Source organism: Pectinatus sottacetonis, assembly GCF_015732155.1.
Classification (GTDB): Bacteria; Bacillota; Negativicutes; order Selenomonadales; family Selenomonadaceae; genus Pectinatus; species Pectinatus sottacetonis.
Map to the genome: position 1 here is coordinate 973,328 of NZ_WIQK01000001.1, position 14,975 is coordinate 988,302.

Sequence of the window (14,975 nt, forward strand, 5' to 3'; positions counted from 1 at the left end):
TTCCCCTTGATATATAGTAATTATCGCATACATTTAATAGTTATCTTTTTCAATTCACATTCAGGCAGACTTATTTTTTCACCGCTGCATCCATACCATCTGGCAAAGCAGCCACCGCCACAGTGCTCAAATGAATCACATTCCCAGCAATATTTCATCACATTCTCAATTTGAGAACATATCTTTTTTACTTTTACTTTATCTATACCCGTACTGACATTCCCAATATAAAAATCATCATTCCCCACCAAAGATGAACAGGCATATATTCTGCCCGAGGCATCCACAAAAGCGGCTTCTCCTTTCATTGCATAGCAATGTGCAAATTCTCCCAGCATATTTTTATCCAGCATTTTCACATGTTGTTTATGGGAAAATATAATTTTATAACCTGCTAATAGCGATAATTCATCAGCCCGTTTATAGGTTTTATATAAATATTTCCGCATCATTTCAACTGACGGCGGTTCAAGTTGCACTCCCCGTCCCTGTGAACGAAGAATATCAAACCCTATTTTGCGTATATTTCCCAAAAAGTAAGCAAACTCTACCAGCTCCGGCAAGCATGCTATATTATCCTTAGTTACGACACAGGTTATCCCTACAGCTATTCTATGGCGTTTCAATACTTCCAGTCCATTTAAAACACGGTCTGTTGTTCCCTTCCCTTCCGGCGTAATCCGCAGCTTGTCATTAACTGTGGGTTTCCCATCCAAACTTACGCCAATAGCAATTTTATGCCTAACTAAAAATTCAGCTATAGAATTAGTTATTAACGATGCATTTGTCTGTAGCTGCAACTCCGTCGGCAAATTGTGTTCTTCTACATACTCTGTTATTTTTGCCAAACAAGTAAAATTCAAAAGCGGCTCACCACCACTGAACTGAAGGATAAATTTTTCTTTACTAGCAGCCGCGAGATTAACTGCTTTTATTGCTGTCTGCAGCGACATTGCATTTTTATCATGTCCAGCCGCATAACAATAACGACAAGCAAAATTACATTGGCCCGTAAGACTCAATGCAAGCATTTTTATTTTACTGACTGCTGTCATTTCTATCCTCCAAATCACCTTCGATCGAAAGATACAGTTTCCGTAGTTTTTCCCGGGTTTCCGGTTTAGCCTGCCACATTTTACGCTGTTCAGCTTCTAGTAATATTTCTGTCATTCTCTGCAGCGCCCATGGATTAACATCAGTAAGCCATTTTTGCACTTTTTCATCTAAAGCATATTTTTCCGCATATTTTTCATACATCCAGTCTTCCATAACGCTGCTTGTCGCATCCCATTGGAAGCTGTGTGCTAAATAATTAGCCATATCTGCTGCTCCCTTATAACCATGCTTCATCATTCCTGCGATAAATTTAGGATTGACTGCTTCACTGCGAAAAATTCTTTTAGTTTCTTCCTGCACACTATGCATAACCACTTTACTGCGGTCTGTGCTATCACCACAGTAAGAACGTGGTGCTTGTCCCTTTATGCTTTTTACTGCCGCGATCATACCACCATGATACGCATTATAATCATCACTGCTGAGCATATTAGTTTCATGGTTATCTTCATTCTTTATTGTTATATCTATACTCCCCATACGTTTTCTAAACTGCTGCGGCAGGTACTTCCCCCTGGTTTTTCCTCCATAGGCATGTGCTCCCCAGCGGACATATACATCAGCCAGATCATCAATATTCTGCCAGTTCTTGGCTTCAAGCAAAGCACCAATTCCCGCACCATAAGTTCCCGGTTCATCCCCAAATATCCGGAAAGCAGCCTCCCGCCATGCATCTTTAGCTGGCAGTCCTTCATTTTGCAGCTCTTTGCTGTCTTCACTTACATGCTTCCTGACAAAATTAACTTCAAATGATTCATCCAGTTTTGCTGCTAAAAGAACAGCTTTGTCTAAAAGTTTCATTAAAACAGGCACAGCATCGCGAAACAAGCCACTTATACGTGCTGTAACATCTATGCGGGGGCGTTTCAATTCTGCTGCCGGAATAATTTCCAGTCCAGTCACTCGCAAACTGCCTCTTTGCCATATCGGTTTTATACCCATTAAATATAAAAACTCCGCAATACACTGTCCATGACTGCGCATATTTGCCCCAGCCCATAGTATAATTCCTATATTTTCCGGATATCTGTGTTCCTCTTCAATAAATCTGCTTATAGCCTGTTCTGCAAGTGTTTTTCCTATTTCCCAAGCTGCTGGTGTGGGCAGCGTACGCTGGTCAATGCCATAAAAGTTACGTCCTGTCGGCAGCAGGTCAGCCCCACCACTTGTGGGCGCTCCAGATGGTCCCGGTTCAATATACTCTCCAGCAAAAGCCCGCAGCATATTGTTGCTCTCCTGTATAGTAAGCTGCAGATTAGGATAAATAGTTTCACAAATATACCTGGCTGCACTATCTATTTTTTCGCTTATATCTACCGATACATTTTTTAAAAAATCTAAAGAAAAAATATATCGTATTTTTTCGCTGTTAAAATTATTAATTCGCAGTTTTTCTATTATCTGCTGACATTCTTCTATAACTTTATCAATCAGCTGTCCATAGGTTATCTGAAGTGGTTTATAAACTTCACTGCTGTGTTCCAGCATATAATAATAATCGGTGTCATATATCCGGGAAACTATGCCGGGCAGCCCAACAATATTGTTATTGTCAAGTCTTGTCAACAACCATATATAGTCAATAAGCTGTTCTCCCTCAGGTGGTTTTCCCAAAATGTGTAATCCCGTATGAACCTGCATGTTTTTTAAATCAGTTATATAGTTATGCAAGGCCGCAACATATTCATTAAATGGTTTCTCTGCATTATAAATAACTTCATTACCTAAATCAGCCTGTGCTACTTTTTCCTGAATTAATTCTTGTATTTTTACCAAATCAGCTGATTCCTGCCGGAAAAAATGGACATATTCTTCCAATAATTTTTCCAGTTCTGCCAATTCATCATAGGTTCCTGCCTGTGCTTGTGGTGCCGGCAAATGATCAATGAGACAGGCACTACTTCTTCGTTTTGCCTGTATTCCCTCGCCTGTTATACTCATTAAATATGGATATATGTTAGGCATATCCCCAATTGCCAAGTCAGGATAACAACAGTTGGACAACCCGGCATTTTTCCCCGGAAGCCATTCCAATGAACCATGCGTACCAATATGTGCCACAGCATCAGCCTGCCATTCATCTCTTAGCCATTTATAAAAAGCCAGGTATTGGTGTGTCGGAGCAGTAAATGGAGAATGGTATATTTTGGCCGGATCTTCACCAAAGCCGCGCGGCGGCTGTACAGTGATAAAAATATTGCCATTTATCATTCCCGGCACCAATAATGCATTTTTATAATACATCACACTGCCTGGTTCTTTTCCCCAGTCAGCATTTAATTGTCTTTGCACTGATTCATCAAGACTTGTAAAAAACTGTATGTATTTTTCCCGTTCCAGTTTTTGGGCTTTTGTTAATTTTTCTTCATTGAGCATAGTTCTGTCATTAGTAGCATTATCTGTCAATTGTGCAATAAATGTTTTATTATCTGCGGGAATATCATCTATAATATATCCCTGCTGCTTCATTTTTATTAATAAACATCTTATGCTCTCAATAGTATCTAACCCAATAGCACTGCCAATATTAGAATTACGCGGCGGATAATTATGAAAAATTATTGCTATTTTTTTATTCTTATTGTCCTTATGCCGCAGAATCCCCCATTTACGGGCTTTATTGGTTAAAATATGTATACGTTCAGCAATTGGTATATATTTCATACTGCCATCATCAGCCAGTTCCCTAGCAGCTACTGGTCCTCCGTGTACAACACCATCAAATTCCGGCAGCGAAACACTTATAGATATTTCCATAGGATTCATACCGGCAAAATCCGCTTTCCAGTCATTATAAGTGGACATCAGCGTATATGCTTGTAGAACTGGTACATTAAAATGCTTAAGTGCCGCTATTGTCATAGAAGCACTGTTAGTCATAGAAAACTTCATTGTATTAATCAATACATCAATATATGGCTTTGCATTTTCATAAAAAAAACATTCAAAAACTTCCTTCAGACTGGGTGCCCCCATATCCTCGGACGGCATTCCATTGCTAAATACACAAATTACGTTCATTCCCTGTCTTTCAATTTCTCTTATCAATGTTTCCTGATAAAACAAATCTTTCCATATCCATTCCTCACGATAAAATAAAATACCAAGTGTAATCCTGTTTTTTCGACAAAACTTATTCTTATATTCAGTCAAATTATTATATATATGATCGGCATCAGGATGATATATACCACACCAAGGCAAAAGGAGTGGCATCGGAACTTTAATATCCTCTCTGCATAAAATATTCTTTATAAACAGCCAGAAATTCATATAATTCTGCTGACCACCGAATAAAAAATATTTTTTTATCTGTGTAATCTGCGCACAAGATAATCCCTTAACATATTTCCCCGCTTCAGTCCCAGAAGAATCAATATAGTAAATAACATTATTATCCTGCAGATAAGTTAATAAATGCTTTAAAAAAGGAGTATCCAGCCCGCTGCCCATCCATTTTACTATTACACAGCCTGTTCCTGGCATTATGTCCAGCCATTTTTCCCCCCATGTTTCTACCTGGTCTATCCATATACAACGACATTTATCATTAAGAATAGCCTTATGCTGCAGTTCACTGACAGCAGTCTGCATAGCTGCTAACTGCCTATTCACATTACTTAAAAACAAAATCTTATACATAATTAACTCCCATTAAAAATAGTGTTTTTGCATTCTGCGCAGTAAATACAAAAAGTATGGTGTTCCCAATAAGGCTGTCATTATCCCTACACGTATCTCTGTCGGTGGCATTATTATTCTTCCCAGGGAATCACATATTACTAAAATAATTGCCCCGGCCAAGGCACTTGCGGGCAGCAATATACGATGGTCGGGACCTATAATCATCCGCATCATATGCGGCACCACTAGCCCGACAAAACCTATATTGCCGCTTACACACACTGCCGCTGCCGTAACTATTGCCGCCAGGGACAGCATTATCATACGAAATGGCAGCACAGACATTCCAACTGCGCGGGCTTCAGTATCTCCCAAGACCAATATATTAAGCTGCCGTGATAGTAAAATCATCATCACTATTCCTATAATTATCGGCCCTACAGCTATATATACATGCTGCCAGCGGCGATAATCCAGCCCCCCAATAATCCAAAAAAGATAGTTCTGCAGCTTTTGCTCATCTATTATTGTTAAAATTCCTGATGTAACAGCACTTAAAAACATCCCTACAGCCACTCCGGCAAGCAGTAACGTCATTACAGGAATTTTTCCGTTATGCATCGATAAAAAGACTGTCAGCATAATAGCGAATAAACTCCCCGCAAAAGCAAAAGCCGGCAGTAAAAACATATTCTGGGCCGAAAAGCCAAGTGCTATGGCAATCACTGCTCCTGTGGCCGCTCCTGCCGAAACACCAATCATTCCCGGTCCAGCCAAAGGATTGCTAAATACTCCCTGCATCACGGCCCCAGAAGTCCCCAATGCCGCTCCTACCAATACACCGACAAGCATTCTCGGCATACGGATAAACCATATAACAGCTGCCTGTTCCGCATTAAACTGGCTATGGCTTACCGGCAAACCGATATGGCTGGCAATAACAGCCAGAGTATTTTTTACAGGAATATTAATTTGCCCGCAAGTCATAGAAAAACAGGAAACTACTAATAAAAAAATAAATAGTCCCACTAAAAACAACTGATTATTTTTTCTATTTATCAGCATACATATCCACTCCAAACGACCTATTTATTTTTTGGTGTATAAACACATTCCATAATCTTTGCAGCATATATGCACTGCCCTTAATTCCAGCAAAAGGATAATTAATCAATTGCACTTCTTCTTTGGACGGATATGCGATATTGCAAAAAACATTATTATTTTTTCTCTGTCTAAGTACTACTCTGTTTTCATTACTACTACCCAAAACCAAGGTGTTGTTTGATATTTTCAGCTTTTCCTTAACTATGTCAGCATCATCTTCCATATTATAAACTTTGTCCGGCATACTGGAATATAAATCTACCGTTATTATTTTTTGCTGACAAACAACCTGCAGATAAGCTGTATCCAGCCACTCGCCGCGCAATGCTCCAGCTAATCCCAAAGCTGCTGTTCCCGCTGCATATATTACAACATTATCAAACCACAAATTTCCCCAGCTGCAGCATATATCATTATTCCACGCTAATAAATGCTCTGACATTTCATCACATTCGGCATAAACGGCTGTCATATTGGCCGCTATCTGCCGGGTTATACGCTGCAGCCATGACTTTGTTCCCTCTATGCCATATGGCATTCCCGCTATAACAAATGGTATCTGGTATTTCTGTTGCAGATACTGAGCAACAGGCATTCCTAATTCTTCATTTATCACTACGTTTAAGGCTGCTTTATCTATATCCCGTATTTTATCCAAAGGACTTCCTGCCCCTAAAACTACATTGATCTTATAACCTGCCTTTGCCAGAATACGCAGGATTTCCTCCCGATCGGCCTTGCCATTAAAATAAAAATCAGTAAGACCTAATACATTTATTAACCGTGGTTCTTTTTTCGCAAAAGATCGGATAGAAATCGTTTCAAATAGTTTTACGGCCGCACCTGCATATCCCTTAGCAAAGTTTCCCATCAATCCCCCGCAGTCCATTGTAACAACAGGAAAATCCAACTTTGCTTCTTTTGCTATACCGGCAATATCATCACCTATAAGCCCTATTGAACAACTATTTTCTATTAATAAAACAGCTGGTTTCACTTGTTTTTTCTTTATTTTGTCCAATGCTGCCAATAAAAACTTTTCTGTTCCGTAAACAACCGCATTATTATCCGGCTGTGACCCATGAAATCTTTCAGCTATACCATAAGCAGCGTGTTCCAAATACCGCAGAGCATAAAAATAACACCATAAAGGCCCGTTAGCTAATATCTCTCCTCCGGGAATACCAGCAAAAAAAGCTGCTGCCCCGGCTAATGCACATGGTTCAGTATTCCCACAATCCCAAAATTCAGACATACACTATCCCTCCTTTATGACTGCGACTACATAAAGTCTGATATATTATCTGCATAAAACCAATCTCTCCACTTGTGCCTGCTTTGGGAAGCATCGGTAAAAAAATTTGTTTTACCCGGCAGTTTTTTAACTCATGCGTAGTTAGTATCACCTGAACATTTTCTAACAATTTATTAGGATATTCACCATTATATATAGTTGCATCAGTATATTTTTTCAGTAAATTTTCCATTTTTTTACGTTCTTTTTCTTCATAAACATCCAGCATTACAATTCCCCGCAAATGCATTCGGAGTTTATTTACAATTTCTATAACCTGTCCTGGATCAAAATATACAGTCAATCTTCCTATAAATAAAACCGTCGATTTTTGGGCCGTCTTTAAACAAAATTCTGCTGTTGCGCATAACAAGTTCTTTTCTTCCCTGTCAGCTAATTCTGCCGCTTTTTCTGCACAGTTGAATAACCTGCCCATATCTGCAAGCCATTGTTTAGTTTTTTTACTGCCTATTGGATATACACTGGGTATATATTTCATCCCAAAATTCTCTGCCAGCATTTTCGCTAGTTGTGCCAGTCCTGCCTGTGCCTGCTGCACACTGCCTAATACAATAACAGCCTCAGCCTTCGCCGCTTCTTGCATCTCATTTATCGGCATATAGCCCGGGAATTGCCCAACAATGCACACTCCCAATGCATTGAGTAAACGTGTCACTTCCCTGACATAACTGCCCGCCGGGCCGCCATTATCCCCCAGCAACAATGCTGTTTTTGGTAAACTATCTTTTTGTTTTTTAAAAAACTTTTTTACCAGCTTTTCTGCCGTTTCTATATATCCCTGATAATATTCTCCATCCAAAAAACCACAGCAATTAACTGTAATCACTGGCAAATTATATTCTTCCTCCGCTTTTCTGCCTGCTGCATCCACATCATCTCCTATAATACCTGCGACACATGAATTAGCAATAACAATACAATCAGGTGTATATTGTTTTACCACAAAATCTATACAGTCAGCTAATTTCTCATTACCGCCAAATATAGCATTTTTTTCTTTAAGCTGACTAGAAATCAATGGAACAGGTACCTTGAAAAATGCATCGTCTGACAAAGCAGCATTTCTATACAAAGAATTTATTTCCATATTATTTACAATGTTCGTACAGGCCTGAGGACTGTGAAAAATAACTACAGCCCCTTTACAGTAGGCAGCAGCGCGCCATACTCCCGGCATACTGCAGCTACAGCTTTTCTTTTTGGCTATAAATCTTTTAACACTGGCTATCATATTTATCCACCATCATTTCCAGTTCCTCAAAACTTAGCGGTGTAGGAACTGTTAAATGTTCATTTTGTAAAATATCAGCAGCAAGATCGCGATAAATTTGTGCTTGTTCATGCTCCGGCGCATACTGTAAAACCGTCTGACGTTTATTTTCAGCCTTATTAACAATAATATTGCGGGGAATAAAGCTAATTAACCGCGTATTTATTTTTTCTGCAAATTCATTCAATAATTTTTGTTCATCCGGCATATTACGGCTGTTACCAATAATCCCTGCCAGTCTGACTTTACCCCGTGATGCAAAACGCTTAATGCCTTTGGCTATATTGTTAGCTGCATACAAACTCATTAATTCCCCTGAAGAAACAATATATATCTCTGTCGCATAATTTTCCCTTATGGGAACAGCAAATCCACCACATACGACATCTCCCAGCACATCATATAAAATTAGATCTTCTCCCTTTAAAGCCTGCAGCTCTTTCAATTTTTCCAGCGCAACTATAATCCCCCGGCCGGCGCAGCCTACACCCGGCTCAGGTCCACCTGCCTCAACACATTTGATACCATTATAACCAATGTTTACTATATCTTCTGTTTTAATTTCATCCTTATCCCGCAACACATCTAAAACTGTATTTCTGCATATATATCCTAACAACAGCCGCGTGGAATCATTTTTGGGATCACAGCCGATCTGACATACTTTTAACCCCTTCTGACTAAATGCTGCAGAAAGGTTTGCTGATGTAGTGGATTTTCCAATGCCGCCTTTACCATAAATTGCAATTTTTTTCAAAAAAATCCCTTCATATTCATAAAATAATATCCTGCTTCACACTTATATAATTTTATATCAAAAATAACATATATATTTTCATAATTTTAAACTATATACTTATTATACAGTCAAGTATTATAAACAATAAAAAATTCCCTTTCTATGATAACTCATATCATAAAAAGGGAATAACTATACAAAATTTCATCATTTATCATGGTGTGTGCATTTTCCACTGCTTTCGCCATTTTTTATTCTATGGAAAATTTCATGAACTTCTTTGGAACTTTTCCCGGCAGCCATTGCTTTTTGCGCATGAATAACAGCACTGCGATATTTAGCATGAGCTGCATCTTTGGGAATAGATTCAACATCTTTCGGATCAAAAGCCATTACTTTTTTAAAAATGGCATGCAATTCTGCTGTCGATTTACCCTGCTTTTTAGCAGCTTCTACGTGCCTCATAGCACTCTCATAACGACTTTTTCCATGAGGATCATCAGGTATCTGAAACTTTGGATGCGGACTACAATTCATATTATCACCTCCATATATTTTATTTATTCAACAGATGTATACATCTGTTGAATAATATAACCTATATTTTCAATATATACCGTGTTGTCGGAATACTGTCAAGTTTTTTTTAGAAATTATAACTTATTCCTGCCAAAAACGTTCGTCCCGGCATCGGGAATTCATAATAATCACCCTTAAGTCCTGCATTTTCTGCATAAGCAGCATTAGTTAAATTATAAACTTTCGCATAAACCTTCATGTTTTTATTAACTTTATATTGTGCTGCCAGATCAAGAACCAGCCATTTTGAAGCCACATATTCTTCTCTGGAGGCCCCACTTATTCCTCTGGCAAATAATGAACCATTCCAACGATTTTTATGATAGTTTATGCCAAACTTATACTGGTTGGGCGGCAACTTCAAATCTTTTTGGAACCCATCCCCGGTTCCCTTGTCTTCTCTGCTTCTCACATATGTATAACTGGCATCTGCTGACCATGTATCATCAAACTGATGATTGAAATCTATTTCTATACCATTTCTTTTCTGCCGGCCGATATTGTAGACGGTCCTGCCCGCCGCATGATTAGCCGGATCTATATAATCCCACTCAATAGCATTTGTCAGATCATTGTAAAAAGCACTCACACCTATATTAGTTTTATTATCCAGCTTGCTGTCATATCCCAGAGTATATACATTGCCGGTTTCTGGTTTCAAATTTGGATTGCCTATAACAGGTCCATAATATCCATTAGGCAGATAATAAAACATATCATTGCCTTGCGGTGCATCAAATACCTGCCCCCAAGAAAAATATGCATGTCCATTATCAGCTATTTTTCTATTTACAGCCATATGCAGTGTTGTTTTATGTCCAAAATAATTATGTTTATTATAGCGTACACCGGATGTCAAGTTCCATAATCTGTTGATATCCCAAATATTTTGAAGATAGACCGCTTTCGTATTGATTTCATGTTCCTGTCCATAATAAGAACTTTTTATCTTAGATTTATGCCATTCAATACCTGTTACTAATCTATCAGCTTTATTTAAGCGTATATTTTGTTGTACCTCTGCCCCGTCTCTGGTTTCTCCATAATTGCCGCGTGTAGTATCAGAAGCAAAGTTAGTAAAAGAATAATTGCGGTAAACCTGAGCAAACCCATTATTATCTTTATCTTCATTCCATATGTATTTAAAAGCAGCATCATTATCAAGATCTGTTCCCCATGCTCCAGTCTTAAAAACTTTTCCACTTTCCGGGGAGGCATAGGGATCACGTCCATCCTTAAAAAAATGAGAAAAATATAACGCGGCACTCTGGTCAGTTCCTATATGCTGTTCCAGTTTAACAGTTGCACTATTAGTATTATTGGCAGAATTAGGCCACTCTTCATCGTGTCCAGTCTGCGCATTTTTATACTTTATATAATCCTGGTGCGATTTTGCCAGTGTAATAAAATAATCTGTCTTTTTTACCTTGCCGCCCATTGATGCAGAGTAATTTCTTGTTCCCCATGAACCCGCATCGGCATTCAATGTAATCTCATTTTTACTGCCACTTTTAGTTATAATATTAACAACCCCGCCCACAGCATCCGAACCATATAATGAAGAAGCAGCACCCTTTACGATTTCAATTTTTTTAATAAACTCAGGTGATGGTAAATTAGAAATATCAAAGCCGGATCTGCCGCCCATTTCTGTTCCCTTGCTGAGATTAAGCGGGCGTCCGTCTACCATGATCAATACCCGTGAATCACCATTTATATAAATATGCTGATCTTCTCCCCCAACCCCGCTGCGTTTTACAATTACGCCTGGTACATTATCCAATGCTTCACTTACATTTTGGTAGTTTCTATCAGCAAAATCTTTGGCTGTTATAACAAAAACATTAGCCGCTGTATCTATAAGTTTATTTTTGGTCCTGGCAGCAGTTATTACCTCATTGCCCAGATCAAAATCCTGCGTTGAATTTTCTGCCAATACCGTTGCGGCACTCCCCAACAGCACACTGCCTGTAACTACCACAGACAAGATTGCTGTTTTCCTGTATAACTGCTTCATAATATACCCATGACCCTTCTTAAGAAATTTATCACATATATATTACACCGAATCATAAGGTCTGTACACCAACATATATCTGGTAAAATTCTATTTTCGTAATTATTCCTTAAAAAATGGAGCTGTCACACGCAAATATTTCCATTCATAAATTGCATTCTCACCTCTCGTTTATTCTTGCAAAAGGCACCCGCATAATAATTACGGTTTACATATTTATGGCAGCAATATTCTCCGTATAACAGTCCCAAATAACAATTTCCCTAATTAAAATTTCCGTTCATAAGTAAAAGCAACATTTGCCGGCATCGCATAATATTCATAATTATTTATAACATCATCTCTATTAAACAAGTTCCGTCCCACTAATTTAAAGCTGTCTACATCAGTTGGCGCATAACTCAATGTAACTGTCAAATCACAGCTGTTTTTCAAATTATGGTCACTTATTTTGGAAGATGTACGTTCATAATTATAATATGCCGGTTCTCGATCCAAATAAGCAAAAATACGCGCATCAGCCATGAATTTATTTTTATTGTATCTTGCCCCTGTGTTAATAACATATTTAGCTGAATCCTGCGTCCATTGTGAAGTACTTGAAGAATATGCTTTAGGGTTCTGCCAGGTGATCCCGATATCAGCTGATAATTCATTGTTTATTTTCTGGTCATAATTTACTTCCAGCCCAGTATTTTTCCATTTATCACGATTCTTCATTATACTAGCCCCAGTATCTGTTTTATCCCAGTAAAATTTATTATTGACCGTCATATAAAATACATCTGCCGTAATTGTCTTTTTCCCATCAGCAAACTTATGCCCCAGTTCATACGACCAGCCTGACTGTGGTTTTAAGTCAGAATTAACTACATAGTTACTGCTGTAGAAAAATCCTGAGCTAATATCCGGCATTTCAAATGATTTACCGATATTAAAATAATAAGAAGATTTATCATTTACTTTATATAATCCCTGGAGCTGTGGCAAAACCTGAAAATCGCTGTCCTGGAACTTTGAACTCGTCATGTAATATTCGCGCAGGCCCGTTATAATATTAAATTTATTCGTTATCTGGTGATTATATGACTGATACAGTGAATAACTATTTCTGTCATTTGTTTCATTATCCACAGATGGCTGATAATTGCATTTTATATGTTCGCGCGTGAGTGTTGTCCCTAAAATAAATGAATCTTTATCATTGCGCAGATCAAACTTTTTTTGTACATCAAGATTGGCATTATACCCCCAGAATTCATTATCTGTATAATGTTTAGGATATGATTTATCATATATAGTATTACAATTAAAAGTATTATATCCTGCAACAGCTCTTAGCCCATTTGTAGTATTATATATTAATGCATAATTATTAAAAGAAGTATCTATGTTACCTTTATACAACATATTAGGCACATAATTAATAAATTTCCCTGTTTCAAAATCTGACTTATTATCCGTCCTGCCATAACTGAACATTAGCTCTTTAGTCAAATTTATATCCAAATACATTTGTTCAGCACTTTTATCTTTAATATTTAAGGCCGGCCCTGCTCCTGCTATCCCAGCATGTTCCACATTTAAAAAATCCCTGCTGTACGACTTTTTTATCCCAGCATTAAAATTATCCGTCTGTATATTCAAACTTGAACCCTTAATCCTGCTACCGACAGTCCCGGAAATAGTGCCTGTAACTTTACCTGTCTTAGCAGGTTTTTTCGTGATAATATTTATCACCCCGCCAATTGCTTGTGGTCCATATAAAACTGAATTTGCCCCTTTTACAATTTCAATTTTTTCCACCTGGTCTATGGGAATATTATTCAATGTAGCATGATTCATATAATTTCCCGGATTTCCATTTATAAGAACCAATGTCCCGTCATCAATACCGCGCAATTTTATTCTTGACATCATCGAGCCATAATCCATACCATCTTCCTGATAAGTATGTGCATCAGCCTGTGTCAAATTTCTAACAGCTTCAAATACACTACTGTATCCGCCATTTTTTATTTCTTCAGCCGTAATTACCTGTACATTGGCAGGTGCATCAATTATTGCTTTTTTAGTTCTCGTTGCTGTTACTACTGTCTGATCTAAATTAAACGCTTGGTCAGATTGTGCATAAGCTGTTGAAACAGCTCCCATGAGCAGATCCCCTGTTACCATTATTGATATCAACATTGAACGACTCAAATATTTATTCATTAACTCCATTCCCCCAAAATTATTATTGCATATTTTTTAATAAAACTTTTCTGGATAAGCTTTTTGTGCCAAATCAAGTACTGCATCAGCTGCATACTGTGAAATACACAGCATCTCTGCTCCCGGCACGATAATTATCTTTTTATACTGCCATGCTGGGATATTTTCATATGCCCGATCGGACAGAAGCTGCTCTTTTAATCCATAGACATCATGTTTTCCGTCATAATTCCAATCAGCCATAATGAATATATCCGGTTTGAGCTTAACTACCTCTTCACGCGGCAGAATTCCTTCATGCCTGTTTTTTATATCATCCGTAACATCATATAACCCAGCATTGCGGAAAATATCACTAAATGATGTTTTTTTACTAAAATAAACTCCGTTATACCGCATAAATACCACTCTTTTTCGTTTACGCACTGGTATATAACCTAATTTCTTCTGCACCACTTGTAACTTTTTATTCATATAAGTAATAAGTTTAGCTGCATTCTGTGGTTCCCCTACCACTACAGCTAAATCGTTTATGCATTTTTTTATTCCGTCAATAGTATGTGGTGTTTTATAAACATAAACTTTCAATCCTATATCCTGTAAATTTCTGATCATTTCCGGTTTAATAAAATCAGGTACAATTACTAAATCAGGCTGCAAAGATAAAATATACTCCGCACTGCTGTTTTTAGGTATCCGTTTAGAAACCTTTTTTGCTTTTGCCCTGACATTGGATATACCCTTGTCATCTGCCAGCGCTGTTACCGCTAATATTCTATCTGGCGGTAACAGACCAAGTAATATTTCATCTGTACTTATAGAAAGTGAAACTATTCTATGCGGTTTTTCCGAAAAATTTAAAACACTGCCCTGAGTATCTGTCACTGTATATAAAATATTATGTGACTGCTTTTTATTATCAGCCGCACAGCCTAAAATATTTATACTGACAAAAACCAGACTGAATATTAATAGCAAAAATCTTCTATTCATG

At 37.8% G+C, this 14,975-nt stretch carries 10 protein-coding genes; all 10 read right to left on the bottom strand.

The window, feature by feature from the left end; genetic code table 11:
• Positions 1–20: 20 nt before the first annotated feature.
• Positions 21–1,055: a radical SAM/SPASM domain-containing protein gene (locus tag I6760_RS04495; protein ID WP_196593279.1), complete on the bottom strand. Its 1,035-nt coding sequence runs from the start codon at positions 1,053–1,055 to the stop codon at positions 21–23.
• On the bottom strand, positions 1,039–4,758 hold the full coding sequence (gene cobN / locus I6760_RS04500) for a cobaltochelatase subunit CobN (RefSeq protein WP_196593280.1): 3,720 nt from the start codon (positions 4,756–4,758) through the stop codon (positions 1,039–1,041). Before cobN ends, I6760_RS04495 begins: the two co-directional genes overlap by 17 nt.
• Before the next feature lie 12 nt (positions 4,759–4,770).
• A complete protein-coding gene (locus I6760_RS04505) occupies positions 4,771–5,805 on the bottom strand; it encodes a FecCD family ABC transporter permease (RefSeq protein ID WP_196593281.1) in 1,035 nt (344 codons plus the stop codon).
• Positions 5,792–7,102, bottom strand: a complete 1,311-nt coding sequence (locus tag I6760_RS04510; RefSeq protein ID WP_196593282.1) for a nitrogenase component 1 — start codon at positions 7,100–7,102, stop codon at positions 5,792–5,794. Before I6760_RS04510 ends, I6760_RS04505 begins: the two co-directional genes overlap by 14 nt.
• Complete coding sequence (locus I6760_RS04515; protein WP_196593283.1) at positions 7,095–8,393, bottom strand: nitrogenase component 1; 1,299 nt, start codon at positions 8,391–8,393, stop codon at positions 7,095–7,097. Before I6760_RS04515 ends, I6760_RS04510 begins: the two co-directional genes overlap by 8 nt.
• Positions 8,377–9,189, bottom strand: coding sequence for a nucleotide-binding protein (locus tag I6760_RS04520; RefSeq protein ID WP_196593284.1), 813 nt, complete (start codon positions 9,187–9,189; stop codon positions 8,377–8,379). The genes I6760_RS04515 and I6760_RS04520 overlap by 17 nt, the downstream gene beginning before the upstream one ends.
• A gap of 189 nt (positions 9,190–9,378) precedes the next feature.
• A complete protein-coding gene (locus I6760_RS04525) occupies positions 9,379–9,708 on the bottom strand; it encodes a hypothetical protein (RefSeq protein WP_196593285.1) in 330 nt (109 codons plus the stop codon).
• 109 nt (positions 9,709–9,817) lie between these two features.
• Complete coding sequence (locus I6760_RS04530) at positions 9,818–11,767, bottom strand: TonB-dependent receptor plug domain-containing protein (protein WP_196593286.1); 1,950 nt, start codon at positions 11,765–11,767, stop codon at positions 9,818–9,820.
• A gap of 267 nt (positions 11,768–12,034) precedes the next feature.
• Complete coding sequence (locus I6760_RS04535) at positions 12,035–13,981, bottom strand: TonB-dependent receptor plug domain-containing protein (protein WP_196593287.1); 1,947 nt, start codon at positions 13,979–13,981, stop codon at positions 12,035–12,037.
• Positions 13,982–14,017: 36 nt separating this feature from the next.
• Entirely contained in the window at positions 14,018–14,974 is a 957-nt protein-coding gene (locus I6760_RS04540; protein WP_196593288.1) for an ABC transporter substrate-binding protein, read from the bottom strand.
• Between the last annotated feature and the right edge of the window lies 1 nt (position 14,975).

Bases quoted from the DNA above. Each gene is read 5' to 3' on its own strand.
- I6760_RS04495 (WP_196593279.1), bottom strand. From the start codon at position 1,055: ATGACAGCAGTCAGTAAAATAAAAATGCTTGCATTGAGTCTTACGGGC.
- cobN (WP_196593280.1), bottom strand. From the start codon at position 4,758: ATGTATAAGATTTTGTTTTTAAGTAATGTGAATAGGCAGTTAGCAGCT.
- I6760_RS04505 (WP_196593281.1), bottom strand. From the start codon at position 5,805: ATGCTGATAAATAGAAAAAATAATCAGTTGTTTTTAGTGGGACTATTT.
- I6760_RS04510 (WP_196593282.1), bottom strand. From the start codon at position 7,102: ATGTCTGAATTTTGGGATTGTGGGAATACTGAACCATGTGCATTAGCC.
- I6760_RS04515 (WP_196593283.1), bottom strand. From the start codon at position 8,393: ATGATAGCCAGTGTTAAAAGATTTATAGCCAAAAAGAAAAGCTGTAGC.
- I6760_RS04525 (WP_196593285.1), bottom strand. From the start codon at position 9,708: ATGAATTGTAGTCCGCATCCAAAGTTTCAGATACCTGATGATCCTCAT.
- I6760_RS04530 (WP_196593286.1), bottom strand. From the start codon at position 11,767: ATGAAGCAGTTATACAGGAAAACAGCAATCTTGTCTGTGGTAGTTACA.
- I6760_RS04535 (WP_196593287.1), bottom strand. From the start codon at position 13,981: ATGAATAAATATTTGAGTCGTTCAATGTTGATATCAATAATGGTAACA.
- I6760_RS04540 (WP_196593288.1), bottom strand. From the start codon at position 14,974: ATGAATAGAAGATTTTTGCTATTAATATTCAGTCTGGTTTTTGTCAGT.